This is a genomic window from Pseudomonas sp. RtIB026, assembly GCF_016861355.2.
GTDB lineage: Bacteria > Pseudomonadota > Gammaproteobacteria > Pseudomonadales > Pseudomonadaceae > Aquipseudomonas > Aquipseudomonas peradeniyensis.
Genome location: NZ_AP023348.2, coordinates 544,606 through 570,549, shown reverse-complemented (window position 1 = coordinate 570,549; position 25,944 = coordinate 544,606). Strand labels below are relative to the sequence as shown.

Below are 25,944 nucleotides of genomic sequence, written 5' to 3'. Positions count from 1 at the left end.
GCGGCCTTGTGCCGCGATAGGGCTGCAAAGCAGCCCCAGGGATATCAATCGAGCTTGAGCACCTTGGCCAGCACGATCTTCGGCCCTTTCATCTTCTTGATGATGATGCGCAGGCCGTCGACCTCCAGCACTTCCTCTTCCTCGGGCACGCGCTTGAGGGTCTCGTAGACCAGGCCGGCCAGGGTTTCCGCCTCGATATGGTCGAGGTCGACGCCCAGCAGGCGCTCGACCTTGAACAGCGGCGTATCACCGCGTACCAGCAGCTTGCCCGGCTGGTAGGCGAGGATGCCGCGCTCGGTCTTGCGGTGTTCGTCCTGGATATCGCCGACCAGCACCTCCAGCACGTCTTCCATGGTCAGGTAGCCGATCACCTTGCCATCGGCTTCCTCCACCAGCACGAAGTGCGCGCCACCCTTGCGGAACTGCTCCAGCAGCTGGGACAACGGCATGTGCCGCGACACGCGCTCCAGCGGGCGGGCGAGGTCCTCGAGGTCGATGGTCTCGGGCAGGTGGTCCAGCTCGGCCAGCTCCAGCAGCAGGTCCTTGATGTGCAGCAGGCCGGTGAACTCCTCGCGCTCGGCGTCATACAGCGGATAACGGCTGAACTTGTGACGGCGCAGCAGGGCGAGGATTTCCTTCAGCGGCGCATGGGCGTCGATGCTGACCATGTCTTCGCGGGAGTTGGCCCAGTCGACCACTTCCAGCTCGCCCATCTCCACGGCCGAGGCCAGCACGCGCATGCCCTGGTCGCTCGGATCCTGGCCGCGGCTGGAGTGCAGGATCAGCTTGAGCTCCTCGCGGCTGTAGTGGTGCTCGTGGTGCGGCCCGGGCTCACCTTGGCCGGCGATGCGCAGGATGGTGTTGGCGCTGGCGTTGAGCAGGTAGATGGCCGGGTACATTGCCCAGTAGAACAGGTACAGCGGCACGGCAGTCCACAGCGACAGCAGCTCGGGCTTGCGGATCGCCCACGACTTCGGTGCCAGCTCGCCGACCACGATGTGCAGGTAGGAGATCACGAAGAAGGCGACGAAGAACGAGATCGCCTTGATCAGCTCGGGGCTGTCCACGCCCACGGCGGCCAGCAGCGGCTCGAGCAGGTGGGCGAACGCCGGCTCGCCGACCCAGCCCAGGCCCAGGGAGGCGAGGGTGATGCCCAGCTGGCAGGCCGACAGGTAGGCGTCGAGCTGGTTGTGCACCTTGCGCAGGATGCTGCCACGCCAGCCGTGCAGCTCGGCGATGGATTCGACCCGGGTGGAACGCAGCTTGACCATGGCGAACTCGGCGGCAACGAAGAAGCCGTTGAGCAGCACCAGGAACAAGGCGAAGAGAATCATGCCGAAATCGGCGAACAACGAGGTGAGGCTGATACCAGGGGAAGGGTCCATGATGGAGTTTTTACGGGGTCCGTCTTTGAATTGAAGAGAAAAAAAGTGCCAGCGATGGCTGGCACGGGGGATCCAATGTAGCGGCTGGAGCCGCAAAAGCAAAGGGGATGCGTCCCATCGCGGGGCAAGCCCGCTCCCACGATCGCTTAGGCAGTGCGTGGGAGCGGGCTTGCCCCGCGATGATTCAGGCTTTGCTTGACACCAATTGCGCCGGCGCGAAGTGGCAGGTAAAGGTGCTGCCATGCCCCGGCACGCTGCTGATTTCCAGGCGTGCGCGATGACGCATCAGCACATGCTTGACGATCGCCAGCCCCAGCCCGGTGCCGCCGGTATTGGACGCACGGCTTGAGTCGACCCGGTAGAAGCGTTCGGTCAGGCGTGGCAGGTGCTTGGCTTCGATCCCCACCCCCGAGTCCTGCACGCTCAGGTGCGCGCCCTGTTCGTCGGCCCACCAGCGGATGCGGATATTGCCTTCGTCCTGGGTGTACTTGACCGCGTTGAACACCAGGTTGGAGAACGCGCTGCGCAGCTCCGACTCACTGCCCTTGAGACGAATGCCGGGCGTCGCCTCCAGGCTGATGCGCTGGTTGCGCGGGCCGGACAGGGCCTGGGCGTCGTTCTTGATGGCACCGAGCAGGGTGTCGACCAGCACCGGCTGGTTGTCCGAGGGGTAGTCGGTGGCCTCGAGCTTGGCCAGCAGCAGCAGGTCGTTGAGCAGGGTCTGCATGCGCGAGCCTTGCGCGCTCATCTGCTGCAGGGCGCGGCTCCAGCGTGGGTTCACATCCTCGACGTTGTCCAGCAGCGTCTCCAGGTAACCGGTGATCACCGTCAGCGGCGTGCGCAGCTCGTGGGAAACGTTGGCGACGAAGTCTTTGCGCATCTGTTCCAGCTGGTGGATGCGGGTCACGTCGCGTACCAGCATCAGGTGTTCGTTGTTGCCGTAGCGGGTCAGGTGCAGTTGCACGCGCAGGCGGTCGTTGATCGGCGAGGGGATCTCCAGCGGCTCGGCGTAGTTGTCCGACTCGAAGTACTCCTTGAAGCGCGGGTGGCGCACCAGGTTGGTCACCGGCTGGCCACCGTCCTGCGGCGTCTTGAAGCCCAGCAGGGTCTCGGCGGCGCGGTTCCACCACTCCAGGTTGCCTTCGCTGTCGAGCATGATCACCGCGTCGCGCAGGGCGGCGGTGGACTCCTGGACCCGGTCGATCACCGCTTGCAGGCGGCCGCGCACGCGCTGGTCGCGGCGTTGCAGGTGGTAGATGCTGTCAAACACCTCGCCCCACAGGCCGTAGCCATCGGGGGGCGCTTCGTCGGGCTGGTGGTTGCGCAGCCAGTCGTGCAGGCGCAGCAGCTGCTTCAGCGTCCAGCCCAGGTACAGGGCCAGGCCGATGGCCAGGCTCCAGCCGTAGTAGCCGCTGACCAGCCCGCCGATCAGGCAGACGGTGATCAGCAGGAGCATGTGGCGAATCAGGGTCGCGTGCCAGTTCTGGTTCAATTGACAGTCCTTGTACAGCGGGCGCTGGGGCTTCGATCAGCTCTTGGTCGAGAAGCGATAGCCGGTGCCGCGGACGGTTTGTACCAGATTTTCATAGGCTTCACCCAGCGCCTTGCGCAGGCGACGGATGTGCACGTCGACGGTGCGTTCCTCGACGTAGACGTTGCCGCCCCAGACCTGGTCGAGCAGTTGGCCACGGGTGTAGGCGCGCTCCTGGTGGGTCATGAAGAACTGCAGCAGGCGGTATTCGGTGGGACCCATCTCGGCCGGCTTGCCGTCGATGGTCACGCGGTGGCTGATCGGGTCGAGCAGCAGGCCACCGACTTCGATCGGCGCCTCGCTGTCGCTCGGGCCGGTGCGGCGCAGCACGGCCTTCAGGCGCGCCACCAGCTCGCGGGGGGAGAACGGCTTGGTGATGTAGTCGTCGGCGCCGACTTCCAGGCCCTGGATCTTGTTGTCCTCTTCACCCTTGGCGGTGAGCATGATGATCGGGATGTCGCCGGTCAGTTCGTCGCGCTTGAGGCGGCGGGCCAGCTCGATGCCCGAGGTGCCCGGCAGCATCCAGTCGAGCAGGATCAGGTCCGGCTTGCGGTCGACGATGATGGCGTGGGCCTGTTGCGAGTTCTCGGCCTCGAGGCAGTCATAGCCGGCCATTTCCAATGCAACGGCGATCATCTCGCGGATAGGCGCTTCGTCGTCGACGATCAGAATGTTTCTGCCAACCATGCTCAATTACCTCTCCCAGGAACGGTGTCTTGGCCCGCATTAGATAACGGAATTATTGCAGCTGTGTGACAGGGTGTTGGCCATTCTGGCGACATTGCGTGACTGGGCTAGGCTTCAGGGGGCCGCGAAGGCGGCGCGGACATTCAATCCACCCCCGAAACAATGGTGATTCCAATGACACGACATACGCTGAGCTGGATGGCCCTTTGCGCTGCGCTGGCAGTGCCGGGGGTGGCGTCGGCTCATCACGCCACGGAAAAGGACGGCATGTGGGTCGATCACAACGGCATGACGCTGTACACCTTCGACAAGGATGCCGGCGGCAAGTCCATGTGCAACGGCGAGTGCGCCAAGAACTGGCCGCCGTTGATGGTCAGCGATGGTGAGAAGGCCGAAGGCAAGTGGACGCAGATCAAGCGTGACGACGGCAAGATGCAGTGGGCCTACGACGGCAAGCCGCTGTACACCTTCGTCAAGGACAAGCAGGCCGGGGAGACCACCGGTGATGGCATGAAGGACGTCTGGCATATCGCCAAGCCCTGAAGGTTGATATTTGACCCTGTGGGAGCGGGTTTACCCGCGAATGCTGCGGTGCCGCCGCCATCGCATTCGCGGGTAAACCCGCTCCCACAGAGACGGTGAGCCTCAGCGCAACGCGTAATCCAGCACCACCCCGGCAAAGACCAGCATCCCCGCCCAATGGTTGTGCAGAAACGCCTTGAAGCACGACTCCCGATCCAGCTTGCGCGTCGACCAGAACTCCCAGGCAAAGCACACCGCCGCCGCCAACAGCCCCAGGTGGAACCAGCCGCCCAGCTCGAAACGGTTACCCGCCAGCAACAGGCAGCCCAGCGACAGCAACTGCAAGGTCAGGATGATCACCCGGTCGGCCTCGCCGAACAGGATGGCGGTGGATTTCACGCCGATCTTCAGGTCGTCGTCACGGTCAACCATGGCGTAGTAGGTGTCGTAGCCCACCGTCCATAGCAGGTTGGCGATGTACAGCAGCCAGGCGCTGGCCGGCAGCTCGCCGCCCGCGGCGGTGAAGGCCATGGGGATACCCCAGGAGTACGCCGCGCCCAGCACCACCTGCGGGTAGTAGGTGTAGCGCTTCATGAACGGGTAGCAGAACGCCAGGGCGACCGCGCCGAACGACAGCCATACCGTGGTAGCGTTGGTGCACAGCACCAGCAGGAAACTCAGCCCCACCAGCAGGGCGAACAGCGCCAGCGCTTCGCGGGGTTTCACCCGGCCGCTGGCCAGTGGCCGGTCAGCGGTGCGCTTGACGTGGCCGTCCACCTTGCGGTCGGCGAAGTCGTTGATGCAGCAGCCGGCGGCGCGCATCAGCACCACGCCCAAACCGAAGATCAGCACGTTGGCCAGGGTCGGCGAACCGTTGCCGGCGATCCACACCGCCACCAGCGTCGGCCACAGCAGCAGGTAGATGCCGATCGGGCGGTCCATGCGGCTCAGCTGGATGAAGTCCCAGGCCCGTGGGTGCAGGCGGTTGAGCGACTTGAGCAGTTGCAGGTACATCAGCGGTTCTCCTCCTTGGCCGCGTGCCACAGGGCGGGCAGGAACACCTCGGCCACCAGCAGGTCGAGGCCGTCGCGCTCGAAGCGCGAGCGCCGCCCCCACAATCCGGCGCCGGCGACCTCGGCGGGCAGCCAGCCCTGTGGATAACTGCACACTTCGATCGGGTGGCGGACGAACGCCTGGTCACAGAACAGCAGCTCGCCCAGCGAGCGGCTGCCCAGGGTCTCCAGGTCCAGCCCGCCGCGTTCCAGCGCCGTGCGACTGGCCACGCTGCGGGCGAACACCCACGGATGGCCGTGGCCGCGCAGGTAGACCTCGCGCACCCAGCCCTGCGCGCCAGGCGCCAGGCCCAAGGCGACGCACTCGTCGTCACGCAGGGGCTGCCAGCCTTCGAACAGGGGTGTGACGCTGAAGTGATCGTGGGAGAGACGGGTCAGGCGACGGGTCAGGGAGCCCTCGTCGAACAGCCAGCCCAGGGTCGGCTGGTCGAGGGTGGTCGCCAGCTGCGGATACGCCAGCCACGCGACAGCGGCTGCTTGCGGGGTTTCGTACGGCACGTCGGTATGCTTGATACAGGCCAGAGAGGCGGCGAGCTTAGCATGTTTGCCCGGACTGCTTGCATACTGCTGGCAGGGCCAGTACAAAGCCCCCACGAATTGCGCGGTAGCCCCTTCGCGGGTAAACCCGCTCCCACAGGTACAGTGCAGCCCTCGGGAACTGCGCGTCCCTTGTAGGAGCGGGCTTGCCCCGCGATGAGGCCGTCAGCTGCAACGCATCCTTAAGCCTGACCGAGGAACAGCAGTAAATGAAGAAGTGGCAATGTATTGTCTGCGGCCTGATCTACGACGAGGCCCAAGGTTGGCCGGACGACGGCATCGCCCCCGGCACCCGCTGGGAAGATGTGCCGCAAGACTGGCTGTGCCCCGACTGCGGCGTGGGCAAGAGTGATTTCGAAATGATCGCCATCGGCTGATCGTAACCCTGGCTTGAAGAAGGAACGCACGACATGACGTCCCCCGTGGTGATCATCGGTACCGGCCTTGCCGGCTACAACCTGGCGCGAGAGTTTCGCAAGCTCGACGGCGATACGCCGCTGTTGCTGATCACCGCTGACGACGGTCGCTCCTACTCCAAGCCCATGCTGTCCACCGGCTTCGCCAAGCAGAAGGACGCCGACGGCCTGTGCATGGCCGAACCGGGTGCGATGGCCGAGCAGCTCAAGGCCGAGATTCGTACCCATACCCGTATCAGCGGCATCGACCCGGGCCACAAGCGCCTGTGGATTGGCGAGGAAGCGGTGGAGTACCGCGACCTGGTACTGGCCTGGGGCGCGCAGACGGTGCAGGTGCCTGTGGAAGGCGATGCCGGCGAGCTGGTCTTCCCGATCAACGACCTGGAGGACTACGCACGCTTTCGCGCTGCGGCCGCGGGCAAGCAGCGTGTGCTGATCCTCGGTGCCGGCCTGATCGGTTGCGAATTCGCCAACGACCTCAGCCTGGGCGGCCTGCACTGCGAGGTCGTCGCCCCCTGTGAGCAGGTGATGCCGACTCTGCTGCACCCAGCTGCCGCCGCAGCCGTGCAGGCGGGCCTGGAAGGACTGGGCGTGCGCTTTCACCTCGGCCCGGTGCTGACCCGCCTGCAGCGGGCAGGGGAGGCGCTCGAGGCGCACCTGTCCGATGGCAGCGTGATTCCCTGCGACCTGGTGGTGTCAGCCATCGGCCTGCGTCCGCGCACCGACCTGGCGGCGGCGGCGGGTTTGCAGGTCAACCGTGGGGTGGTGGTGGACCGCCAGCTGCGCACTTCACATGCCAATATCTTCGCCCTGGGCGACTGCGCCGAGGTCGACGGCATCAACCTGCTGTACGTCATGCCGCTGATGACCTGCGCCCGTGCCCTGGCCCAGACCCTGGCCGGCAACCCGACCGCGGTGGCCTACGGCCCGATGCCGGTCACCGTGAAGACCCCGGCCTGTCCACTGGTGGTATCCCCGGTGCCGCCCGGCCATGAGGGCACCTGGGTGGTCGAAGGCAGCGGCGCCGACCTGAAAGTGCTCTGCCACGGTGCCGATGGCCAGCTGCTGGGCTACGCCCTGACCGGCGGCGCGGTCATGGAGAAACTGGCGCTGAATCGCCAGTTACCGCCCTTGATGGCGTAAATAGCGGGCGTTCTGTCGGAATTATCCTGTTCTTGCCGCGACAATGGCCGCCCAGATACTGGCGCGGCCCCGGTCGGCGTGCCATCCTCACTGGCGTCTGCCGCAGCCTAGAGCCTGCGGTGCCTTGAACGCTGCTCCCTTCGGCAGCACGGCATAACAACAAGAAATCCCGTCAAAGAGGCTTCACTATGCGTAAACCAGAACTCGCCGCCGTCATCGCCGAAAAGGCCGATCTGACCAAGGAAAAGGCCAACCAGGTCCTCAACGCGATTCTCGACAGCATCACCGGCGCGCTCGACAAGGACACCGTCACCCTGGTCGGTTTCGGCACCTTCGAAAAACGCCACCGTGGCGCCCGCACCGGCAAGAACCCGCAGACCGGCCAGCCGGTGAAGATCAAGGCCAGCAATACCGTCGCTTTCAAACCAGGCAAGAACCTGCGTGACAGCGTCAACGTCCCGGCCAAACCTGCCAAGAAAAAGTGATCGAACAGTTTCACCCGACGGGCGCCAGGAGGCGCCCGTTGCGTTTCTGGTAAGCAAATGCGGCGAACTTGCATAAACAGGGCGAGAAACGGATAAACTGCGCGACTCAGTCACTTTTCATTCGAGGCGTGTTGATGAAGTTTCGCTTTCTTCTCTGGGCCATGGGTCTGCTGATGGCCAAGGCCAGCCGCAACAACCCGGCGTTCCAGCAGCAGTTGCAGGACAAGGACCTGGTCTTCCAGATGCAGACGCTCGATGGCAAGGTCGCCCGGCACTTCATCGTCAAGGACCTGCGCATCAGCAGCAAGGGCGGCCTGCACCCGCAGCCGGCCTTCGCCATCGCCTTCAAGGACGCCGCCTACGGCTTCGCCACGCTGCAGGCCGGCAACAAGCAGCTGGCGTTCATGCAGGGGATCCAGGAGAAGAACATCCAGATCAAGGGCAATCCGGCGCTGGTGATCTGGTTCCAGGGCTTGATGAAGTACCTGAAGCCGAAGAAGAAGGCCTGAGCCCCAGGCGCAGGGCTTCTCTGTAGGAGCGGCCTTGTGCCGCGAATGGGCTGCGTAGCAGCCCCAGCTGGTCTGCGCCATTATTGAAATTGCTGGGGCCGCTTCGCGCCCCTTTCGCGGCGCAAGGCCGCTCCTACAGAGTGATCTTAATGCGAGTGCGGCGCGTGGAACTGCGACGCCAGCTCGCGCAGCAGGGCCTCGGCCTCCAGCACCTTGTTCACCACCTCTTCGGCCTTGTCCCGGGTCAGCCCCAGGCGCTCGAGCAGGGCATCCGGGATCTCGTCCTTCGGCCCCGAGCCGATTCCCCGGGCGCGCAGCAGGCGCGTCGCCAGGCACACCAGGTTGGGGAACGCCGCATAATCGCCGGCGTACGCCGGATCGTGCTGGAAACGCAGGGCCGTTGACAGCTCATCGGGCATGTCCCACAGCTTCATCAGCCAGGCACCGATCTGTTCACGGCTGATCCCCAGCAGGTGCTGTTCCACATAGCTGTGGCACAGGTGCGGGTTGACCTCCAGGTGGCGGCAGATCAGCGAGAAGTGCGGCGGGAAGACGTGGGCCAGCAGCAGGTAACCGAAGTTGTGCAGCAGGCCGGCCAGGTAGGTCAGGCCCGCTTCCGGGCGCTCGGTGCGCGGCATGGCGCGGGTCAGGCCCTCGATCACCGCGGCGGTGTAGATCGACTGCTGCCAGTACGGCGTGGCCTGTTGCGGGTGGTCCTTGGGCAGGCTCAGGGTCTTGCCCAGCGCCAGGCCCAGGGCCAGGTTGATCACCAGGTCGAAGCCCAGCACACGGACGATGGCGTCCTCCACCGAGCGAATCTTGCCGGGCGAGGCGTAGTACGGAGAGGCAGCCCAGCTGACCACCTGCGCGGCCAGGGCCGGGTCGGTCTCCACCACACCGGTGATGTCGTCGATGCTGGCATTGGGGTCGACGCGCAGCTTGATGATCTTCTGCGCGGTGTCGGCCAGCGGCGGAATCTCGATGGTCTGCTCCAGGCGTTGCTGGATGCGGCGGGCGGTGAAGGCCTGGACGGCGCGGATGACTTCCTTGGGAGGGCCGTCCAACTGATCGAAACTCAGGCGAATATCGCTGATCTGCTGGCCGAAGGTGCTGGCGCTGGCCTTGAACAGCATCTTCTTGAAGGCTGTCCTGCCGATTTCCAGGAGCAGTCCGGCTTCGCCGGACTGGATCAGCAGGGTCTCGTTGTCGAGCAGACTCTTTTCGTACTGGCACGGCGAGCTGGTCAGGGCGGGAATGGCCGGCAGGGCCTTGAGGTGATGCTTGTCGAGCATCTGCTTCAGGCGCTCCAGCGGCACGGCCTTGAGCTTGCGGCCGGTCAGCTCTTCAAGGCGCTTGAGGTCCAGCAACTGGCTTTGCGGGAACAGCACCATCAAGGCACCGATCTCGTCATCGAGCAGCACGGCCTGCACCCGCGAGGCGGCCGGCAGCCCCGGGTGCTCGGGCACCTCGCGGAAGCTGACGCCGAGCTTGTCGAGCAACAGCCGGATGACAGACGGTGCGTGTAGGGTTGCGGTATCCAGGGCAACTTCAGTCATGGCCTGTATCCAATCATTCTGTAAACGCGAAGTATAACCAGCCTGTCCGACAAGCTGGATCCATTATGGGACGGGCGTCACACCTGGCCATATTGTTGACCGTGGCGCAGCCAGCGATCGAGCAACGGGCTGACGTGGTCGGGCCAGCGTGCCAGCAGGGCCTGGGCGGCGTCGCGTACGGCCGGCAGCAGGTCGGCGTCGCGCATCAGGTCGGCGACCTTGAACTGTAGCAGGCCGGTCTGGCGGGTCCCGAGCATCTCGCCGGGGCCACGCAACTCCAGGTCCTTCTCTGCTATGACGAATCCGTCGTTGGTTTCCCGCATGATGCCCAGGCGCTCGCGGCCGATCTGCGACAGCGGCGGGTGATAGAGCAGCACGCAGTGGCTCACCGCGCTGCCCCGGCCGACCCGGCCACGCAGCTGGTGCAGCTGGGCCAGGCCCAGGCGCTCGGGGTTCTCGATGATCATCAGGCTGGCATTGGGCACGTCGACGCCGACCTCGATCACCGTGGTGGCCACCAGCAGTTGCAGGTCGCCGGCCTTGAACTCGGCCATCACCGCGGCCTTTTCCGCAGGCTTCATGCGCCCGTGGATCAGGCCCACGCGCAGCTCGCCCAGGGCGCTGCCCAGCTCTTCGAAGGTGCTCTCGGCGGCCTGGCAGGTCAGCTCTTCGGACTCTTCGATCAGGGTGCACACCCAGTAGGCCTGGCGGCCTTCGGCACAGGCGGCGCGGACCCGCTCGACCACCTCGAAGCGGCGGCTGTCGGCGACCAGCACGGTGTTCACCGGGGTACGTCCGGGCGGCAGCTCGTCGAGGACCGAGGTGTCGAGGTCGGCATAGGCGCTCATGGCCAGGGTGCGCGGGATCGGCGTGGCGGTCATGATCAGCTGGTGCGGGCACAGCTGGCCCATGACGCCCTTCTTGCGCAGGGCCAGGCGCTGCTGCACGCCGAAGCGGTGCTGTTCGTCGATGATCGCCAGGGCCAGGTGCTTGAACTGCACCTCGTCCTGGAACAGCGCGTGGGTGCCGACCACCATGGGCGCGCCATTGGCGATCTGCTCCAGGGCGCTGGCGCGGGCCTTGCCCTTGAGCTTGCCGGCCAGCCAGGCGACCTCGATGCCCAGCGGTTCGAGCCAGCGCTTGAAGGTGATGTAGTGCTGTTCGGCGAGGATCTCGGTGGGCGCCATCAGGGCGACCTGGTAACCCGCTTCCAGAGCCTGCAGGGCGGCCAGCGCGGCGACCACTGTCTTGCCGGCGCCTACGTCGCCTTGCACCAGGCGCATCATCGGCTCGTGCTGGCTGAGATCGTAGGCAATTTCGTTGCCGACCCGCTGCTGGGCGCCGGTCGGGCTGAAACCGAGGTTGGCCAGGTACTGCGCCGGCAGGCGGCTGGCCTTGGGCAGCACCGGCGCCCGCAGGCTGCGCTGGCTCTCGCGCAGGCGTTGCTGCGAGAGCTGGTGGGTCAGCAGCTCCTCGAAGGCCAGGCGATGCTGGGCCCAGTGATGGCCCTCGGCGAGTTCCTCGAGGTCGGCGTCTGCCGGCGGGTTGTGCAGGTAGCGGATGGCGTCGCTGAGCGGCGCCAACTGGTAGTCGCGGGCCAGTTCGTCGGGCAGCCAGTCGGGCAGGCTGCGCGGGCCGAGCAGGCCGAGGCTCTGCTGGCACAGCAGGCGCAGGCGCTGCTGGGTCAGGCCTTCGGTGGTCGGGTAGATCGGCGTCAGCGTCTGTTCGACCGGCGGCGGTGCTTCGTCGCCGTTCAGCGCCCGGTATTCCGGGTGGTAGATCTCCAGGCCCGAGGCGCCGGGGCGGGCTTCACCATAGCAGCGCAGGTGGGTGCCACGCTTGAGGCCCTCCTTCTGCGCATTGCTGAAATGGTAGAAGCGCAGGCTCAGCGTGCCGCTGCCGTCGCCCAGGCGCACCACCAGGCTGCGGCGCTTGCCCATGGTCACGTCGGCCCCGCTGACCACGCCCTCGATCACCGCGTCCTGGCCTGGACGCAACTGGCCGATGGGCACCACGCGGGTGCGGTCCTGGTAGCGCAGCGGCAGGTGGAACAGCAGGTCCTGCAGGTTCTCCAGACCGACCTTGGCGAGTTTTTCCGCCATGGCGTCGCCTACGCCCTTGAGCGTGGTGACCGGGACGTTCGACAGCTCGGTCATGGGTTCAGGCCGGTTGTTCCACCGGCGGCTTGGCCACCGAGCAGAGGCGGATCGAGTCGGCGAGGATCTCGATGGCCTTCGGCCGCGGGAAGCTGGCGCGCCAGGCGATGGCCACGGTACGGAACGGTGCGGGCGCGGTCAGCGGACGGACTTCGATGACGCCCGGCGCGTAATGATGGCTGTGCACCGCCGACAGCGGCAGGATCGACACGCCCAGGCCCGAGGCGACCATGTGGCGGATGGTTTCCAGCGAGCTGGACTCGACCGTGGTGTGCTTGGAACCCTCGCCGCCCTTGTTCAGCGTCGGGCAGGCCTCGAGCACCTGGTCGCGGAAGCAGTGGCCCTCGCCGAGCAGCAACAGGCTCTTGTCGTTGAGCATGGCGGTGTCGATGGTGTCCTTGGCGGTCCACGGGTGGTCGGCTGGCATCAACGCGCAGAACGGCTCGTCGTACAGCGGCAGGGTCAGCACGTCGGCCTCGTTGAACGGCAGGGCGATGATCACCGCGTCCAGTTCGCCGTTGCGCAGCTTTTCGCGCAGCACGTGGGTGAAGTTCTCTTCGATGTACAACGGCATCTGCGGCGCCACGCGGTGCAGCTGCGGGATCAGGTGCGGGAACAGATAGGGGCCGACGGTGTAGATGGCGCCGACCTTGAGTGGCGCGGTCAGCTGGTTCTTGCCGGCCTGGGCCAGCTCGCGGATACCTTGGGCCTGCTCCAGTACCTTCTGCGCCTGGGCGACGATGCTCTCGCCGACCGGCGTGAGGCGCACCGCGCTCTTGCTGCGCTCGAAGATCAGCACGCCGAGTTCGTCCTCGAGCTTCTTCACGCCCACCGACAGGGTCGGCTGGCTGACGTGGCAACGCTCGGCCGCGTGGCCGAAGTGCTGCTCTTGCGCGAGGGTGACGATGTAGCGAAGTTCGGTGAGGGTCATAACGTGCGTCCATGAAGTTGCGGCCCCAGCATAGCGGCTGCAATCGATAGACGCACGTTATCAGACTTGCCGTTTTGTGACAGAAACAAAAACGTCAGCGTCGGTCCAGCGAGTAGACAAACGGCGCGACGACTTCGATCGTGCCATTGTTCAGCAACTCCGCCGGAGGCTTGGGCACCGTGCCGGCACGGCGGATCATCTCCAGCGTGGCCCGGTCCAGCGCCGCGCTGCCGGAACCGCCGGCCAGCGCGTACGAGACCACCTTGCCTTCGGCGTCGACCACGAAGCGCAGGCGGTTGATGCCCTGCAGTCCGCGACGGCGAGCGTCCTCGGGGTACTTCTTGTACTTGGCCAGGTGACGCAGCAGATCGCTCTGCCAGCTTGGCAGGGCATTGCTGTTGGACGCGATGCTCGGCTGTGGCGCCGCCGACTTCTGCGGTGGCGTGTTGCTCGGCGGCGTGTCCGCGACGTCGTCCTTGGCCGGTGGTTCGTCCTTCGGCGGCTCAAGCTTCTTCTCGGGCTTGGGCGGCTGTGGCTTGGCCTTGGGCTTGGGCGGCTTGGGAATGGCGATCTTCGGCTTCGGTGCCTCTGCCAGCTTCGGCAGTGGCGGTTCCTCGACCGGCGTCGGCGGTTTCGGGGCGGCCTTGGGCGGTGGCGGCGGCGCGGGCTCGGGCAGCGGTGCCAGCTCGACCATCATCGCTGCCGGCGGCAACTCGAGGGCCTGGGGCACCGACCAGTTGAGCGTCAGCAGCACGGCGACTGCGTGCACACCCAGCACGATCGCCAGGCTGCCACCGTAGCGCGCCATGTTTGAGCGCGTTTTCGTCATTTCTTGGCTGCCGTCTCGAGTCCGACCAGGCCGACCTTGAGGTAGCCGGCGGCGCGCATGGTGTTCATCACTTCCATCAGGTCGCCGTAGTCGACGCCCTTGTCAGCCTGGAAGAAGATGGTGGTTTCCTTGTCGCCCTTGGTCTTGGCGTCGAGCATGGCGCCAAGCTGGTCGCGCTGGGCCACCTCGTCGTCGCCGAGGTAGAGCTTCTTGTCGGCCTTGACGCTGACGAACACCGGCTTCTCGGGCCTCGGCGCGGGCTTCGCGGTCGAGGCGGGCAGGTCGACCTTGATGTCGACCGTGGCCAGGGGCGCCGCGACCATGAAGATGATCAGCAGCACCAGCATCACGTCGATGAACGGCGTGACGTTGATTTCGTGGTTCTCGGCGAGGTCATCGCCACCTTCGTTGAGATGCAGGCCCATGGCTTACCCCACTTTCACCATGTGCGGGGCGGCGCGCTCGCTGCCCTGGTGGTCCAGATCGCGGCTGACCAGCAGCAGGACCTGGGCGGAGGCGTCGGACACCTGTGCCTTGTAGCCGGCGATGGAGCGGGCGAAGACGTTGTAGATGACCACGGCCGGGATCGCGGCGACCAGGCCCAGGGCGGTGGCCAGCAGGGCTTCGGCGATGCCTGGGGCGACCACGGCGAGGTTGGTGGTCTGGGTCTTGGCGATGCCGATGAAGCTGTTCATGATGCCCCACACGGTGCCAAACAGGCCGACGAACGGCGCGGTAGAACCGATGGTGGCCAGCACGCCGGTGCCGCTGCTCATGGTCCGGCCGCTGGCGGCCACCAGGCGCTCCAGGCGGAAGCTGACGCGTTCCTTGATGCCTTCCTTTTCGCGGGCGTTGGCCGACAGGCGCATCTCTTCGAGGGCGTCATGCACCAGGGTGTGGGCCAGGGTGCCTTCCTTGTTCGACACCTCGCTGGCCTCTTTCAGGCTCACCGAGCGCTTCAGGGCGGCGATCTCGCCACGCAGGCGGCGCTTGGCGCCCATCAGCTCGAAGCCCTTGGCGATCCAGATGGTCCAGGTGATGATCGAGGCGATGGCCAGGCCGATCATCACGGCCTTCACCACCACGTCGGCGTTCTTGTACATGCCCCATGGTGACAGGTCGTGGGCCATGCCCAGCGAGGTGTCTTCGACCATCGCCTGCACGTTCTCGTCGGCTGGTGCCTGGCCTTCCACCGGAGCATTTGCGTCAGCAGGCGCGGCGATCGGCGCGGCAACCGGTGCCTGGCCTTCGGCAGCTGGCGTGGCCGGGGCGGTGGCAGCGGCGGCTGCCGGGGTAGCGGCGACAGGCTCATCGGCCATGGCTGCCGGGGCCAGTACCAGGCTGAACATCAGCGCGGCAATGGCGCGCCAGGCGCGCGACGGGGTTGGCGAAGCGGAAGGTTGAGTACGTGTCATGCTGGCCGGACCTGATGAAGAGAAATGGGTTGAGTTCTTCAAGGCCTCGAAGCAGGCCGAGAACAGACAGGGCCGCCATTATTGCAAGTAATTCTTGTTAACAAAAGTAATACTGTTGCTTTTTTTGACCTTGGTATAGCCGTTTATCGCGCTAACCCGATAGCCTGTGCCTTTCGCATTAGGAGGTTTGGTATGTCAGACGTTTCAGCTTTGATCGTGGGTTGCGGTGATGTGGGCAGCCGCCTGGCCCGCCAACTGCTTGCTCAAGGCTGGCAGGTCAGCGGCTTGCGCCGTTCGGTCGATCAGCTGCCCGAAGGGGTTCGGCCGATCGCCGCCGATCTGGCCGAGCCGCAGATACCGAGCGCCTGGCCTGAGCAGGGGCCTGATTACCTGGTGTATTGCGTGGCGGCCAGCCAGCACGATGAAGCCGGCTACCAGGCGGCCTATGTCGAAGGTCTGCGCCATGTGCTGGGATGGCTGGCGGCGAAAGGGCAGCGGCCACGACGCCTGGTGTTCGTGTCCAGTAGCAGCGTGTATGCGCAGCAGGACGGTGAATGGATTGCCGAAGCGGCAGCCACGCAGCCCGAGGGCTATTCCGGCAAGGTGATGCTCGAGGCCGAGCGGCTGGCGCTGGACAGCGGCATTCCCGCGACGATCCTGCGCCTGACCGGCATCTATGGCCCGGGGCGTGAGTGGTTGCTGAGCCAGGTGCGCCAGGGTTACCGCGTGGCCGAGGAGCCACCGTTGTACGGCAACCGTATCCATGCCGAGGATGCCGCCGGCCTGATGGCGCACCTGCTGCGCGCCGATGCCCGGGGCGTTGCGCTGGACGACTGCTATATCGGTGTCGATGACGATCCGGCGCCGCTGGCCGAGGTGGTGGCCTGGCTGCGCGAGTACCTGGGCGTTACCCAGTGGTCGGATGAGCAGCGGGTGCGGCGTACCGGCAGCAAGCGTTGCAGCAATGCGCGGGCGCGGGCGTTGGGGTGGGTGCCGCAGTACCCGAGCTACAAAGAGGGGTATGCGGCCATTCTCGAGGGAAGAAACTAACCTTCAAGGCTTGATGCGCCCCCTTGTAGGAGCGGCCTTGTGCCGCGAAAGGGCTGCGAAGCAGCCCCAGCAATCCATGCGGCGCCTCTTGAATCCTGGGGCTGCTTCGCAGCCCTTTCGCGGCGCAAGACCGCTCCTACAGAGGGCGTGCGCGCTTCAGTCCTTTTCCAGCACCCACTGCCGCGCACCGGCGGCCAGTTGCGGCATTTCATCCGGCTGGGCGCGGTTCACCGCCTGGAAGATCTCCAGGGTGTCGCCGTCGCGCTTGAAGATCCACGGCGCGCCGCGCTGGTTGCGCTCCAGCCACAGGCTGTCGTTGCCATCGCCCATGGTCGCGCAGTCGCCCGCCAGGCACAGGGCGAAGCGGTCCGGGCCGGGCAGGCCGGTGACGTTACCGGTGTCGCTGAAGTGCACCACGGCGCCCTTGCCCTGGCCTTCGACGATCTTCCAGTCGCCGCCCAGGTATTGCTGATACAGCGCCTTCTCGAAGCTGCCGCCCAGCGGCGTGTTCTGTGGGCCTTCGCTGCGCACGAAGGTTTGCTGGTGACCGGACGGGTCGATCGCCAGCAACTCGTCGCCGTCGAGCTTGAGCTGTTCGACCAGGCCACCTTCGAAGCTGACCTGCCAGTCTTTCTCGTTGGCGCTCAGGCGTCCGTCGGCAGCCTCGAAGCCATTGCTGAAGCTGGCCTGCTGGTTCTTGACGTCGATCTTCCATTCGAACACCGGGCCCTGGGCGTCGAGGGCCTGGCGCAGGCTGGTGCCTTTGCGGGCGGCGTCGATGGCGGCCTGGTTGATCCAGGTGCCGTTGAAGTCTTCGGGTTTGTGGCTGGCGCAGCCGCCCAGGAGCAGGGCTGCCAGCGCGAGAGGCAATGCGTGGCGCATGGGGGAAACCTTGGGGCAGGAGAGGGTGGTGACGGGCGTGGCGCCCGTCACCGGGGGTATTACTCGAGGACCAGGATGGCGTCCATTTCGACCTGGGCACCCTTCGGCAGCGCGGCTACGCCGATGGCGGCGCGGGCTGGGTAAGGCTGTTCGAAGTAACGGCCCATGATTTCGTTGACCTTGGCGAAGTGGCTCAGGTCGGTGAGGAAGATGTTCAGCTTGACGATGTCCTTGAACGAGCCGCCAGCGGCTTCGGCCACCGACTTCAGGTTCTCGAACACCTGGACGGTCTGGGCTTCGAAGCCTTCGACCAGTTCCATGGTCTTTGGATCGAGCGGGATCTGGCCCGACATGTACACGGTGTTGCCAGCCTTGATCGCTTGCGAGTAGGTGCCGATGGCGGCAGGGGCCTTGTCGCTGGTGATGACGGTCTTGCTCATGATGACTCCTTGCGGTTGGCGGACTACGCACGCATCCGGGTGATGCGGACCACGCCGGTCAAGGTGCGCAGCTTCTTGATCACACGGGCCAGGTGCACGCGGTCGTGCACGCTGACCACCAGTTGGACCACGCTGATACGGCCGTCGCGTTCGTCCATGCTGATTTTCTCGATGTTGCCGTCGGCGGCGTTGACGCTGCTGGCCAGCAGCGCGATCAGGCCGCGCTGGTGCTCCAGCTCGACGCGCAGCTCGACGTTGAACTCGCCGGTGATGTCCTTGGCCCAGGAGAGCTGCAGGCACTTCTCCGGGTTGTGGCGGACTTCACTGATGTTGCGGCAGTCTTCCAGGTGCACGACCATGCCCTTGCCGGCCGACAGATGGCCGACGATAGGGTCGCCCGGGATCGGGGTGCAGCACTTGGCGTAGCTGAGCACCAGACCCTCGGTGCCGCGGATCGCCAGCGGGCCTTCCGGCGCCGGCAGCTGCTCGCCTTCGGCGGACAACAGGCGGCGGGCGACCACGTAGGCCATGCGGTTGCCCAGACCGATGTCCTCGAGCAGGTCCTCGAGCAGTTCCAGGCGGTACTCGGCGAGGATCGACTGGATGCGTTCCTGGGGGATCTTCTCCAGGCTGCTGTCGAAGCCGGTCAGCACCTTGTTCAGCAGGCGCTCGCCAAGGCTGATGGACTCGGAGCGACGCTGCTGCTTGAGGGCGTGGCGGATGTGCGTGCGTGCCTTGCCGGTGACCACGAAGTTGAGCCAGGCCGGGTTTGGCCGGGCGCCCGGTGCGCTGACGATCTCGACGGTGGAGCCGCTCTGCAGTGGCTCGGACAGCGGCGCCAGGCGGCGGTTGATACGGCAGGCGATGCAGCTGTTGCCAACGTCGGTGTGCACCGCGTAGGCGAAGTCGACGGCGGTGGAGCCCTTGGGCAGCTCCATGATCCGGCCTTTGGGGGTGAAGACGTAGACCTCGTCCGGGAACAGGTCGATCTTCACGCTCTCGATGAATTCCAGCGAGTTGCCGGCACGCTGCTGCAGCTCGAGGATGCCCTTGACCCACTGACGGGCGCGGGCGTGGCTGCCCTTGGGCTGCTCTTCCTCGTTGGACTTGTACAGCCAGTGCGCGGCGATGCCGTTGTTGGCCATCTCTTCCATTTCGCGGGTGCGGATCTGGATCTCGATGGGCACGCCGTGCATGCCGAACAGCGTGGTGTGCAACGACTGGTAGCCGTTGGCCTTGGGGATCGCGATGTAGTCCTTGAACCGACCCGGCAGCGGCTTGTACAGGTTGTGCACGGCGCCGAGCACGCGGTAGCAGGTGTCGACCTTGTCGACGATGATGCGGAAGGCGTACACGTCCATGATCTCGGTGAAGGCGCGGCGCTTGCCGCGCATCTTCTTGTAGATGCCATAGAGGTGTTTCTGCCGGCCGCTGACCTCGCCCTGGATGCCGTCGGCGGCCAGGCAGTTGGCCAGCGAGGTCTCGATCTTGGCGACGATTTCCTTGCGGTTGCCTCGCGCGCTCTTGACCGCCCGGTGGATCAGCGACGAACGCATCGGGTGCATGGCCTTGAAGCCGAGGTCCTCGAACTCGACGCGCACGGTGTGCATCCCCAGGCGGTTGGCGATGGGGGCGTAGATTTCGAGGGTTTCCTTGGCGATGCGCCGGCGTTTTTCGCCGGACAGTACTTCCAGGGTGCGCATGTTGTGCAGGCGGTCGGCCAGCTTGACCAGGATCACGCGGATATCGCGGGCCATGGCCATGGCCATCTTCTGGAAGTTCTCGGCCTGCGCCTCGGCCTTGGTCTCGAAGTTCATCTGGGTCAGCTTGCTGACCCCGTCGACCAGCTCGGCGACGGTCTCGCCGAATTGCTGGCTCAAGGCTTCCTTGGCGATGCCGGTGTCTTCGATCACGTCGTGCAGCATGGCCGCCATCAGGCTCTGATGGTCCATGTGCATGTCGGCGAGGATGCTGGCGACCGCCAGCGGGTGGGTCACGTAGGGCTCGCCGCTGCGGCGGCGCTGGCCATCGTGGGCCTGCTCGGCGTAGAAGTAGGCCCGGCGAACCAGGTTGACCTGTTCGGGGCCCAGGTAAGTCGACAGCCGTTCGGCGAGGGCTTCTATACCCGGCATGGTTTCACCTCTTGCTGAAGAAGAGGGCCTTGCGCCGCACGGTGTCGACTGGGCATCAATCAGACGGCCTCGTTGTTCTCGTCCTCGAACGCGGCGAATACCGGATCCTCGGTGACGATCTCTTCGGCGGCGATGAACTCTGGCGTGACGATGCCTTCGGCGATTTCACGCAGGGCGACGACGGTCGGCTTGTCGTTTTCCCACGCAACGCGTGGCTCTTTGCCGCCGGTAGCCAGCTGGCGGGCGCGCTTGGTCGAGAGCATGACCAGCTCAAAGCGGTTATCCACGTGTTCCAGGCAGTCTTCAACAGTTACGCGGGCCATGGTCTTCCTCAGTAGCAAATGCGGTAGGCGTGCGCCCAGAATGGGCAGGCGGACTCGATAGTTTAAAAAATCACCAGCCAATAGGGAAGGGCTGTTTTGTCGGGTGTGCCTGTGGCGCTTCTATCGCGGGGCAAGCCCGCTCCCACGAATGTGTTCCCGAAACGGGCAACGTGGGAGCGGGCTTGCCCCGCGATAGGGCCGATCCAGACAACTGGAGCCAACCGCCGATGCCCGACAATAGCGTGCCGTCCATCGCCGACACAACCGCCCCTGACGCGTTAACGCAACATTGCGTCGCGCAGGCGCGGAGTCAGCTCCTCGAACAGCGTCTGCACCGAGCGCAGGGCGCGGCAATCGGGTCGGGTCAGCAGCCACAACTGGGTGTCGCAGCCGGGCAGCGGGCCGCTCAGCGCCTCGACGCCGGGCAGGTCGTGGACCATGTAGTCGGGCAGTGCCGCGACGCCCAGGCCGGTGGTCACCAGTTGGGCGATGGTCGACATGCCGCTGCACTGGTAGCGCGGGATCAGCCCCGGGTGATGCTGGTTACGCCAGACCACCGTGGCGTGGTCCTGCATGGAATCGTCGGGGGCGATCCATGGCACGTTGGCGGCGGACTCCTGCAGGCGCTCGCGCAGCACCGGCAGGCCGCAGACCACGTAGGAGGTCGAGCCCAGGCAGCGGCCCACCAGGTGTTCCGGCGGCGTGTTGGTCAGGCGCAGGGCGATGTCGGCATCGCGGCGGCTGAGGTTGGCGAAGGTGTTGGAGGTGCCCATTTCCAGCGACAGCGCCGGGTAGTTGGGCATGAACTCGGCCAGCGCCGGCAGCAGCAGGCTGTGCAGCACCGCCTCGGTGCAGGTCAGGCGCACGGTGCCGCTGACCACCTGCTCACCGCTGGTCAGGGCGATGCGCGCCGCGTCCAGCGCCTGTTCGGCGCGCTCGGCCTGCTCGGCCAGGGCCTGGGCGGTATCGGTGGGCAGGTAGCCCTTGCGGCTCTTGACGAACAGCGCGGTACCCAGCGCCGATTCCAGCCGGCGGATCGAGCGGAAGACCGTGGAAACGTCGACCTTGAGCAGTTCGGCGGCCTTGGCCAGGGAGCGGCCGCGCTCCAGCGCCAGGACCAGTGAGAGGTCTGCATGGTTGATCTGATATTGCATCGGTGCACGCTCTGCTTGCCAAAATGCCAATGTCTGTTGCGTTGAGGCCATTTTATAGTGGAACGGCCCCCGGGAATCAATGCAGCCGGTCGGCAACAAGCCCCCCACGATGGGCCAGTTAAAAGAACAACAGCAGCACCATCGTCGCCTGCCAAGGCGTCATCCGCAGTTCCCCACATCGCCGCTCCAAATCGAAGGATGTACAGCCATGACGTCGGTCTCCCCGTGCGCCAGTTCTTCCCGCGAGATGAATGAGTTCCTGGATGCCCATCCGGATACCCAGTACGTCGACCTGCTGATCTCCGACATGAACGGGGTGGTGCGCGGCAAGCGCATCGAGCGCGCCAGCCTGCACAAGGTGTACGAGAAGGGCATCAACCTGCCAGCCTCGCTCTTCGCCCTGGACATCAACGGCTCGACCGTCGAAAGCACGGGCCTGGGCCTGGACATCGGTGACGCCGACCGTATCTGTTTCCCGATTCCCGGCACGCTCTGCGACGAGCCATGGCAGAAGCGCCCGACCGCGCAGTTGCTGATGACCATGCACGAACTGGACGGCGCGCCGTTCTTCGCCGACCCGCGCGAGGTGCTGCGCCAGGTGGTGAGCAAGTTCGACGACCTGGGCCTGGATATCTGCGCCGCGTTCGAGCTGGAGTTCTACCTGATCGACCAGGACAACCTCAACGGCCGTCCGCAGCCGCCGCGCTCGCCGATCTCGGGCAAGCGCCCGCAGTCGACCCAGGTGTACCTGATCGACGACCTCGACGAATACGCCGACTGCCTGCAGGACATGCTCGAAGCGGCCAAGGAGCAAGGCCTGCCTGCCGACGCCATCGTCAAGGAAAGCGCCCCGGCGCAGTTCGAGGTCAACCTGCACCACGTCGCCGACCCGATGAAGGCCTGCGACTACGCGATCCTGCTCAAGCGCCTGATCAAGAACGTCGCCTACGACCATGAGATGGACTCCACCTTCATGGCCAAGCCCTATCCGGGCCAGGCGGGCAACGGCCTGCATGTGCACATCTCGCTGCTGGACAAGAAGACCGGCAAGAACATCTTTGCCAACGACGACCCGCTGCAGAGCGACACCCTGCGCCACGCCATCGGCGGCGTATTGGAGACCATGCCGGCGTCGATGGCCTTCCTGTGCCCGAACATCAACTCCTACCGCCGCTTCGGCGCCCAGTTCTACGTGCCCAACGCACCGAGCTGGGGCCTGGACAACCGCACCGTGGCGGTCCGCGTGCCGACCGACAGCAGCGAGAACGTGCGCATCGAGCACCGCGTGGCCGGCGCCGACGCCAACCCGTACCTGATGCTCGCGGCGATCCTCGCCGGCATCCATCACGGCTTGACCAACAAGGTCGAGCCGGACGCGCCGATCGAGGGCAACTCGTACGAACAGCTGGAACAGAGCCTGCCGAACAACCTGCGCGACGCCCTGCGCGCGCTGGACGACAGTGAAGTCCTCAACCAATACATCAGCCCGGACTACATCGACATCTTCGTGGCCTGCAAGGAGAGCGAGCTGGCCGAATTCGAAGTGTCGATCTCCGACCTCGAGTACAACTGGTACCTGCACACGGTGTAAGCCCATGAGCGCAATTGCGGTCCCCTTGATCGGTGTCAGCGCCTGCCGCCAGCAGGTGGGGAAGAACTCGTCGCACACGGTGGGCGACAAGTATGTCGAGGCCGCAGGCTTTGCCGGGCTGCCGCTGATCCTGCCGGCGCGTGATGGCGGCAGCGACACCCAGGCGCTGCTGGCCCGGCTCGATGGCATTCTTTTTACCGGTTCGCCTTCAAATGTCGAGCCGCATCATTACAATGGCGCCCCCAGCGCGGAAGGTACCCGGCACGATCTTGCACGTGACCGCCTGACCTTGCCGCTGCTGCAGGCGGCCATTGCCGCCGGTGTGCCGGTGTTGTGCATCTGCCGTGGCTTCCAGGAACTGAACGTGGCCCTTGGCGGCAGCCTGCACCAGCGGGTGCAGGAGTTGCCCGGCTACCTGGACCACCGTGAACCTGAGGACGCACCCCTGGAGGTGCAATACGGCCCTCGTCACCCTGTCGGCATCGAGCCGGGTGGGGTGTTCGAGCGCCTGGGCCTGGCTGCGCGGTTCGAGGTCAACTCGCTGCACAGTCAGGGCATCGACCGTCTGGCCCCGGGCCTGCGTGTCGAAGCACGGGCCCCGGATGGCCTGATCGAAGCGGTGTCGATGCCTGATGCGCCGGGCTTTGTTGTCGGCGTGCAGTGGCACCCTGAATGGCGTTTCGCCGAAAACCCGGTTTCGCTGCGCCTGTTCGAGGCGTTCCGCGAGGCCTGCATTGCCCATGCTGCACGGGAGGGTGCGCGCCAGGAGCGATTCTGACGTCACCCGAAAGTCTCGGATGACTCACCCCCAAAGCGAGCTTTCAATGAGTGGAAGCGGGCCCTCTACGGCGGGTCTGTGACAACAATTCCAATAGTTACGGCAAATACTCATGAGCGATTACACAGAAGCCGGACGCCCACCCGACGTGGCGTCCGACTCGGGCAACACCCAGCGCGGCAAGGGCCTGGCCAAGGGCCGCCTCGGCCTGCTGGCCAGCGTCGTGCTGGGCATTTCCACCATCGCCCCGGTCTACACCCTGACCGGCGCGCTCGGCCCGACCGTGCGCGAAGTCGGCGCCCACCTGCCGGCGGTGTTCATCGTCGGCTTCCTGCCGATGCTGCTGGTGGCCCTGGGTTACCGCGAGCTGAATTCGGCGGAGCCCGACAGCGGCACCTCCTTCACCTGGTCGGCCCGGGCTTTTGGCCCGATGATCGGCTGGATCGGCGGCTGGGGGCTGGTGGTCGCCACCACTATCGTGCTGTCCAACCTGGCGGGCGTGGCGGTGGACTTCTTCTACCTGTTCCTGGCCCAGATCACCGGCAACCAGGAGCTGGCGGCACTGGCGGACAACCTGTTGGTCAACGTCACCACCTGTTGCGTGTTCATTGCCCTGGCGGTGTGGATCTGCTGTCGCGGCATGGCCACCACCATGACCGTGCAGTACGGCCTGGTGGCCTTGCAACTGCTGGTGCTGATCGGCTTCGCCTTCGCCGCCTTCGGCGAGACCACCGCGCCGCCGCCGCTGGCATTCGATCTTGCCTGGTTCAACCCGTTCGGCGTCGAGTCGTTCTCGGCGTTTGCTGCGGGCCTGTCGTTGTCGATCTTCATCTTCTGGGGTTGGGACGTGTGCCTGACCGTCAGCGAAGAGTCGGTCGGCAGTGAAGAAGTGCCCGGCAAGGCCGCCACCTGGACCGTGCTGCTGATTCTCGGCCTGTACCTGCTCACCGCCATCGCCACCCTGCAGTTCGCCGGGATCAGCGAGGATGGCCTGGGCCTGGGCAATCCGCGCATCCAGGAGAACGTGTTCGCCCACCTGGCCGGCCCGGTCATGGGGCCGCTGGCGATCCTGATGTCCATCGCCGTGCTGGCCAGCACCGCCGCCTCGCTGCAGTCGACCTTCGTCTCGCCGGCGCGCACCTTGCTCGCCATGGGTTACTACGGCGCCGTGCCGCAGCGCTTCGCCACGGTCTGCCCGCGTTCGCAGACGCCACGTTACGCAACCATCTGCGCCGGTATTGCCGCGGGCCTGTTCTACGTGACCATGCGTACCCTGAGCGAGAACGTGCTGGCCGACACCATCACCGCGCTGGGCATGATGATCTGTTTCTACTACTCGCTGACCGCGTTCGCCTGCGTGTGGTACTTCCGCCGCAGCCTGTTCGACAGCGTGCGCCACTTCTTCATGCGCGGCGTCTGCCCGCTGGTGGGTGGGGTGATCCTGTCGGTGATCTTCATGCGCACGGCGATCGACAGCGCTTCGCCGGACTTCGGCAGCGGCTCGCATGTGGGCGGGCTGGGGCTGGTGTTCGTGATTGCGGCGATCATCTCGGCACTGGGGATCGTGCTGATGATGCTGTCGCGGCTGCGGGCGCCGGCGTATTTCCTGGGGGCTACCCTGCGTCAGCAGGCGACCATTCAGTTGCAGGAATGAAGCTGGGGGCGCTCTGCGCCCCTTTCGCGGCACAAGGCCGCTCCTACAAGGGATCGCGTCAATATGGACTGATGCGATCGCCTGTAGGAGCGGCCTTGTGCCGCGAAAGGGCCGCAGAGCGGCCCCTCGGTCTATCAGTTCAGCAGTTCTTTTAGCAGGCCACCATGGCGCTGTTGCTGTTTCTTCAGCAGCAGGCGGTTGGCCTTGAACACAGCCTTCAACTCGTCCAGCGCCACGTCAAAGTCATCGTTGATGATGACGTACTCATACTCGTCGTAGTGCACCATCTCGCTGACCGCTTCCTTCATACGCCCGGCGATGATCTCCTCGCTGTCCTGCCCACGGCCATCCAACCGTTGACGCAAGGCCTCCTGGCTTGGCGGCAGGATGAAGATCGAACGCGCCTCGGGCATCAGCTTGCGCACCTGCTTGGCGCCTTGCCAGTCGATTTCCAGGATCAGGTCGAAGCCCTGGTCGAGAGTTTCCTGCAACGCGCTGCGCGACGTGCCGTAGAAGTTGCCGAACACTTCGGCGTGCTCGAGGAAGTCGCCCTGGGCGATCAATGCCTTGAACTCCTCGTGGACGACGAAGTGGTAGTTCACCCCGTGCTCCTCGCCCGGACGCATGGCGCGGGTGGTGTGGGAGACCGAGACGCGCACGTTGGTGTCGTCCTTGATCAGGGCCGTGACCAGGCTGGTCTTGCCGGCGCCGGACGGGGCCGAAACGATGTAGAGGGTGCCGCTGCTGTGGTTCATGGTGGGGGTG

26 protein-coding genes are annotated in these 25,944 nt (G+C 65.5%); 9 read left to right on the top strand and 17 right to left on the bottom strand.

The window, feature by feature from the left end; all coding sequences use genetic code 11:
- Window positions 1–44: 44 nt before the first annotated feature.
- From PRtIB026_RS02565 to phoB, 3 genes are all read right to left on the bottom strand, one after another.
- A complete protein-coding gene (locus PRtIB026_RS02565; protein WP_203649361.1) occupies window positions 45–1,385 on the bottom strand; it encodes a hemolysin family protein in 1,341 nt (446 codons plus the stop codon).
- Window positions 1,386–1,569: 184 nt separating this feature from the next.
- Window positions 1,570–2,841: a phosphate regulon sensor histidine kinase PhoR gene (gene phoR, locus PRtIB026_RS02560; RefSeq protein WP_232855495.1), complete on the bottom strand. Its 1,272-nt coding sequence runs from the start codon at window positions 2,839–2,841 to the stop codon at window positions 1,570–1,572.
- A 72-nt stretch (window positions 2,842–2,913) separates the two neighbouring features.
- The gene (gene phoB / locus PRtIB026_RS02555; protein WP_003253341.1) at window positions 2,914–3,603 is read right to left on the bottom strand and encodes a phosphate regulon transcriptional regulator PhoB; all 690 of its coding nucleotides are present in this window, start codon (window positions 3,601–3,603) and stop codon (window positions 2,914–2,916) included.
- 174 nt (window positions 3,604–3,777) lie between these two features.
- Between phoB and PRtIB026_RS02550 the strand changes: the two genes are divergently transcribed.
- Complete coding sequence (locus PRtIB026_RS02550) at window positions 3,778–4,146, top strand: hypothetical protein (protein WP_203649365.1); 369 nt, start codon at window positions 3,778–3,780, stop codon at window positions 4,144–4,146.
- Between the two features lie 102 nt (window positions 4,147–4,248).
- Here PRtIB026_RS02550 and ubiA read toward each other — a convergent pair whose 3' ends face one another.
- Together ubiA and PRtIB026_RS02540 are read right to left on the bottom strand one after the other, a co-directional pair.
- Window positions 4,249–5,139: a 4-hydroxybenzoate octaprenyltransferase gene (gene ubiA, locus PRtIB026_RS02545; RefSeq protein ID WP_203649367.1), complete on the bottom strand. Its 891-nt coding sequence runs from the start codon at window positions 5,137–5,139 to the stop codon at window positions 4,249–4,251.
- Complete coding sequence (locus PRtIB026_RS02540; RefSeq protein ID WP_203649370.1) at window positions 5,139–5,696, bottom strand: chorismate--pyruvate lyase family protein; 558 nt, start codon at window positions 5,694–5,696, stop codon at window positions 5,139–5,141. The genes ubiA and PRtIB026_RS02540 overlap by 1 nt, the downstream gene beginning before the upstream one ends.
- A gap of 248 nt (window positions 5,697–5,944) precedes the next feature.
- Between PRtIB026_RS02540 and PRtIB026_RS02535 the strand changes: the two genes are divergently transcribed.
- The 4 genes from PRtIB026_RS02535 (at window position 5,945) to PRtIB026_RS02520 (ending at window position 8,288) form a co-directional block, all read left to right on the top strand.
- Window positions 5,945–6,112, top strand: coding sequence for a rubredoxin (locus PRtIB026_RS02535; RefSeq protein ID WP_012312109.1), 168 nt, complete (start codon window positions 5,945–5,947; stop codon window positions 6,110–6,112).
- 33 nt (window positions 6,113–6,145) lie between these two features.
- Entirely contained in the window at window positions 6,146–7,294 is a 1,149-nt protein-coding gene (locus tag PRtIB026_RS02530; RefSeq protein ID WP_203649372.1) for an NAD(P)/FAD-dependent oxidoreductase, read from the top strand.
- A gap of 188 nt (window positions 7,295–7,482) precedes the next feature.
- Window positions 7,483–7,779 (top strand): HU family DNA-binding protein, encoded by a 297-nt coding sequence (locus tag PRtIB026_RS02525; protein WP_027917040.1) that lies wholly within the window; start codon window positions 7,483–7,485, stop codon window positions 7,777–7,779.
- Between the two features lie 134 nt (window positions 7,780–7,913).
- Window positions 7,914–8,288 carry a hypothetical protein gene (locus PRtIB026_RS02520; RefSeq protein WP_050707542.1) on the top strand — a complete coding sequence of 125 codons (375 nt, stop codon included), beginning with the start codon at window positions 7,914–7,916 and terminating at the stop codon, window positions 8,286–8,288.
- Between the two features lie 146 nt (window positions 8,289–8,434).
- Here the strand turns inward: PRtIB026_RS02520 and PRtIB026_RS02515 are convergent, their stop codons facing one another.
- From PRtIB026_RS02515 to exbB, 6 genes are all read right to left on the bottom strand, one after another.
- Window positions 8,435–9,844 (bottom strand): aminoacyl-tRNA deacylase and HDOD domain-containing protein, encoded by a 1,410-nt coding sequence (locus PRtIB026_RS02515; protein ID WP_203649374.1) that lies wholly within the window; start codon window positions 9,842–9,844, stop codon window positions 8,435–8,437.
- A gap of 77 nt (window positions 9,845–9,921) precedes the next feature.
- Window positions 9,922–12,000, bottom strand: coding sequence for an ATP-dependent DNA helicase RecG (gene recG / locus PRtIB026_RS02510; RefSeq protein WP_203649376.1), 2,079 nt, complete (start codon window positions 11,998–12,000; stop codon window positions 9,922–9,924).
- 4 nt (window positions 12,001–12,004) lie between these two features.
- A complete protein-coding gene (locus PRtIB026_RS02505; RefSeq protein WP_028689956.1) occupies window positions 12,005–12,931 on the bottom strand; it encodes a hydrogen peroxide-inducible genes activator in 927 nt (308 codons plus the stop codon).
- Between the two features lie 94 nt (window positions 12,932–13,025).
- Entirely contained in the window at window positions 13,026–13,760 is a 735-nt protein-coding gene (locus tag PRtIB026_RS02500; RefSeq protein ID WP_028689955.1) for an energy transducer TonB, read from the bottom strand.
- Window positions 13,757–14,185 carry a TonB system transport protein ExbD gene (exbD, locus tag PRtIB026_RS02495; protein ID WP_023632733.1) on the bottom strand — a complete coding sequence of 143 codons (429 nt, stop codon included), beginning with the start codon at window positions 14,183–14,185 and terminating at the stop codon, window positions 13,757–13,759. The genes PRtIB026_RS02500 and exbD overlap by 4 nt, the downstream gene beginning before the upstream one ends.
- 3 nt (window positions 14,186–14,188) lie before the next feature.
- Entirely contained in the window at window positions 14,189–15,175 is a 987-nt protein-coding gene (exbB, locus tag PRtIB026_RS02490) for a tonB-system energizer ExbB (RefSeq protein ID WP_203649378.1), read from the bottom strand.
- Between the two features lie 192 nt (window positions 15,176–15,367).
- Here exbB and PRtIB026_RS02485 point away from each other — a divergent pair, with 192 nt between their 5' ends.
- The gene (locus PRtIB026_RS02485) at window positions 15,368–16,225 is read left to right on the top strand and encodes an SDR family oxidoreductase (protein ID WP_203649381.1); all 858 of its coding nucleotides are present in this window, start codon (window positions 15,368–15,370) and stop codon (window positions 16,223–16,225) included.
- 156 nt (window positions 16,226–16,381) lie between these two features.
- On the opposite strand, the gene PRtIB026_RS02480 is transcribed toward PRtIB026_RS02485, so the two are convergent.
- The 5 genes from PRtIB026_RS02480 to PRtIB026_RS02460 form a co-directional block, all read right to left on the bottom strand.
- On the bottom strand, window positions 16,382–17,107 hold the full coding sequence (locus tag PRtIB026_RS02480) for a hypothetical protein (RefSeq protein WP_203649383.1): 726 nt from the start codon (window positions 17,105–17,107) through the stop codon (window positions 16,382–16,384).
- A gap of 59 nt (window positions 17,108–17,166) precedes the next feature.
- Window positions 17,167–17,547, bottom strand: a complete 381-nt coding sequence (locus PRtIB026_RS02475; RefSeq protein ID WP_028689951.1) for a RidA family protein — start codon at window positions 17,545–17,547, stop codon at window positions 17,167–17,169.
- A 23-nt stretch (window positions 17,548–17,570) separates the two neighbouring features.
- Entirely contained in the window at window positions 17,571–19,679 is a 2,109-nt protein-coding gene (gene spoT / locus PRtIB026_RS02470) for a bifunctional GTP diphosphokinase/guanosine-3',5'-bis pyrophosphate 3'-pyrophosphohydrolase (RefSeq protein WP_028689950.1), read from the bottom strand.
- Between the two features lie 59 nt (window positions 19,680–19,738).
- Window positions 19,739–20,002, bottom strand: coding sequence for a DNA-directed RNA polymerase subunit omega (gene rpoZ / locus PRtIB026_RS02465; RefSeq protein WP_008091595.1), 264 nt, complete (start codon window positions 20,000–20,002; stop codon window positions 19,739–19,741).
- Window positions 20,003–20,280: 278 nt separating this feature from the next.
- Entirely contained in the window at window positions 20,281–21,156 is an 876-nt protein-coding gene (locus PRtIB026_RS02460) for a LysR family transcriptional regulator (RefSeq protein ID WP_203649385.1), read from the bottom strand.
- Window positions 21,157–21,364: 208 nt separating this feature from the next.
- Here PRtIB026_RS02460 and PRtIB026_RS02455 point away from each other — a divergent pair, with 208 nt between their 5' ends.
- The 3 genes from PRtIB026_RS02455 to PRtIB026_RS02445 all read left to right on the top strand — a co-directional run bounded on the left by PRtIB026_RS02455 (window position 21,365) and on the right by PRtIB026_RS02445 (window position 25,179).
- A complete protein-coding gene (locus tag PRtIB026_RS02455) occupies window positions 21,365–22,747 on the top strand; it encodes a glutamine synthetase family protein (protein WP_203649387.1) in 1,383 nt (460 codons plus the stop codon).
- 4 nt (window positions 22,748–22,751) lie between these two features.
- Window positions 22,752–23,525, top strand: coding sequence for a gamma-glutamyl-gamma-aminobutyrate hydrolase family protein (locus PRtIB026_RS02450; protein WP_203649389.1), 774 nt, complete (start codon window positions 22,752–22,754; stop codon window positions 23,523–23,525).
- Window positions 23,526–23,637: 112 nt separating this feature from the next.
- On the top strand, window positions 23,638–25,179 hold the full coding sequence (locus PRtIB026_RS02445) for an APC family permease (protein WP_203649391.1): 1,542 nt from the start codon (window positions 23,638–23,640) through the stop codon (window positions 25,177–25,179).
- Window positions 25,180–25,313: 134 nt separating this feature from the next.
- Here PRtIB026_RS02445 and gmk read toward each other — a convergent pair whose 3' ends face one another.
- Window positions 25,314–25,934 carry a guanylate kinase gene (gmk, locus tag PRtIB026_RS02440; RefSeq protein WP_203649393.1) on the bottom strand — a complete coding sequence of 207 codons (621 nt, stop codon included), beginning with the start codon at window positions 25,932–25,934 and terminating at the stop codon, window positions 25,314–25,316.
- Window positions 25,935–25,944: the final 10 nt, after the last annotated feature.

What these genes read in the sequence shown, in the direction of transcription:
- PRtIB026_RS02565 (WP_203649361.1), bottom strand. Translation starts at nt 1,385, where the DNA reads ATGGACCCTTCCCCTGGTATCAGCCTCACCTCGTTGTTCGCCGATTTC.
- phoR (WP_232855495.1), bottom strand. Translation starts at nt 2,841, where the DNA reads ATGCTCCTGCTGATCACCGTCTGCCTGATCGGCGGGCTGGTCAGCGGC.
- phoB (WP_003253341.1), bottom strand. Translation starts at nt 3,603, where the DNA reads ATGGTTGGCAGAAACATTCTGATCGTCGACGACGAAGCGCCTATCCGC.
- PRtIB026_RS02550 (WP_203649365.1), top strand. Translation starts at nt 3,778, where the DNA reads ATGACACGACATACGCTGAGCTGGATGGCCCTTTGCGCTGCGCTGGCA.
- ubiA (WP_203649367.1), bottom strand. Translation starts at nt 5,139, where the DNA reads ATGTACCTGCAACTGCTCAAGTCGCTCAACCGCCTGCACCCACGGGCC.
- PRtIB026_RS02535 (WP_012312109.1), top strand. Translation starts at nt 5,945, where the DNA reads ATGAAGAAGTGGCAATGTATTGTCTGCGGCCTGATCTACGACGAGGCC.
- PRtIB026_RS02530 (WP_203649372.1), top strand. Translation starts at nt 6,146, where the DNA reads ATGACGTCCCCCGTGGTGATCATCGGTACCGGCCTTGCCGGCTACAAC.
- PRtIB026_RS02525 (WP_027917040.1), top strand. Translation starts at nt 7,483, where the DNA reads ATGCGTAAACCAGAACTCGCCGCCGTCATCGCCGAAAAGGCCGATCTG.
- PRtIB026_RS02520 (WP_050707542.1), top strand. Translation starts at nt 7,914, where the DNA reads ATGAAGTTTCGCTTTCTTCTCTGGGCCATGGGTCTGCTGATGGCCAAG.
- PRtIB026_RS02515 (WP_203649374.1), bottom strand. Translation starts at nt 9,844, where the DNA reads ATGACTGAAGTTGCCCTGGATACCGCAACCCTACACGCACCGTCTGTC.
- recG (WP_203649376.1), bottom strand. Translation starts at nt 12,000, where the DNA reads ATGACCGAGCTGTCGAACGTCCCGGTCACCACGCTCAAGGGCGTAGGC.
- PRtIB026_RS02505 (WP_028689956.1), bottom strand. Translation starts at nt 12,931, where the DNA reads ATGACCCTCACCGAACTTCGCTACATCGTCACCCTCGCGCAAGAGCAG.
- PRtIB026_RS02500 (WP_028689955.1), bottom strand. Translation starts at nt 13,760, where the DNA reads ATGACGAAAACGCGCTCAAACATGGCGCGCTACGGTGGCAGCCTGGCG.
- exbD (WP_023632733.1), bottom strand. Translation starts at nt 14,185, where the DNA reads ATGGGCCTGCATCTCAACGAAGGTGGCGATGACCTCGCCGAGAACCAC.
- exbB (WP_203649378.1), bottom strand. Translation starts at nt 15,175, where the DNA reads ATGACACGTACTCAACCTTCCGCTTCGCCAACCCCGTCGCGCGCCTGG.
- PRtIB026_RS02485 (WP_203649381.1), top strand. Translation starts at nt 15,368, where the DNA reads ATGTCAGACGTTTCAGCTTTGATCGTGGGTTGCGGTGATGTGGGCAGC.
- PRtIB026_RS02480 (WP_203649383.1), bottom strand. Translation starts at nt 17,107, where the DNA reads ATGCGCCACGCATTGCCTCTCGCGCTGGCAGCCCTGCTCCTGGGCGGC.
- PRtIB026_RS02475 (WP_028689951.1), bottom strand. Translation starts at nt 17,547, where the DNA reads ATGAGCAAGACCGTCATCACCAGCGACAAGGCCCCTGCCGCCATCGGC.
- spoT (WP_028689950.1), bottom strand. Translation starts at nt 19,679, where the DNA reads ATGCCGGGTATAGAAGCCCTCGCCGAACGGCTGTCGACTTACCTGGGC.
- rpoZ (WP_008091595.1), bottom strand. Translation starts at nt 20,002, where the DNA reads ATGGCCCGCGTAACTGTTGAAGACTGCCTGGAACACGTGGATAACCGC.
- PRtIB026_RS02460 (WP_203649385.1), bottom strand. Translation starts at nt 21,156, where the DNA reads ATGCAATATCAGATCAACCATGCAGACCTCTCACTGGTCCTGGCGCTG.
- PRtIB026_RS02455 (WP_203649387.1), top strand. Translation starts at nt 21,365, where the DNA reads ATGACGTCGGTCTCCCCGTGCGCCAGTTCTTCCCGCGAGATGAATGAG.
- PRtIB026_RS02450 (WP_203649389.1), top strand. Translation starts at nt 22,752, where the DNA reads ATGAGCGCAATTGCGGTCCCCTTGATCGGTGTCAGCGCCTGCCGCCAG.
- PRtIB026_RS02445 (WP_203649391.1), top strand. Translation starts at nt 23,638, where the DNA reads ATGAGCGATTACACAGAAGCCGGACGCCCACCCGACGTGGCGTCCGAC.
- gmk (WP_203649393.1), bottom strand. Translation starts at nt 25,934, where the DNA reads ATGAACCACAGCAGCGGCACCCTCTACATCGTTTCGGCCCCGTCCGGC.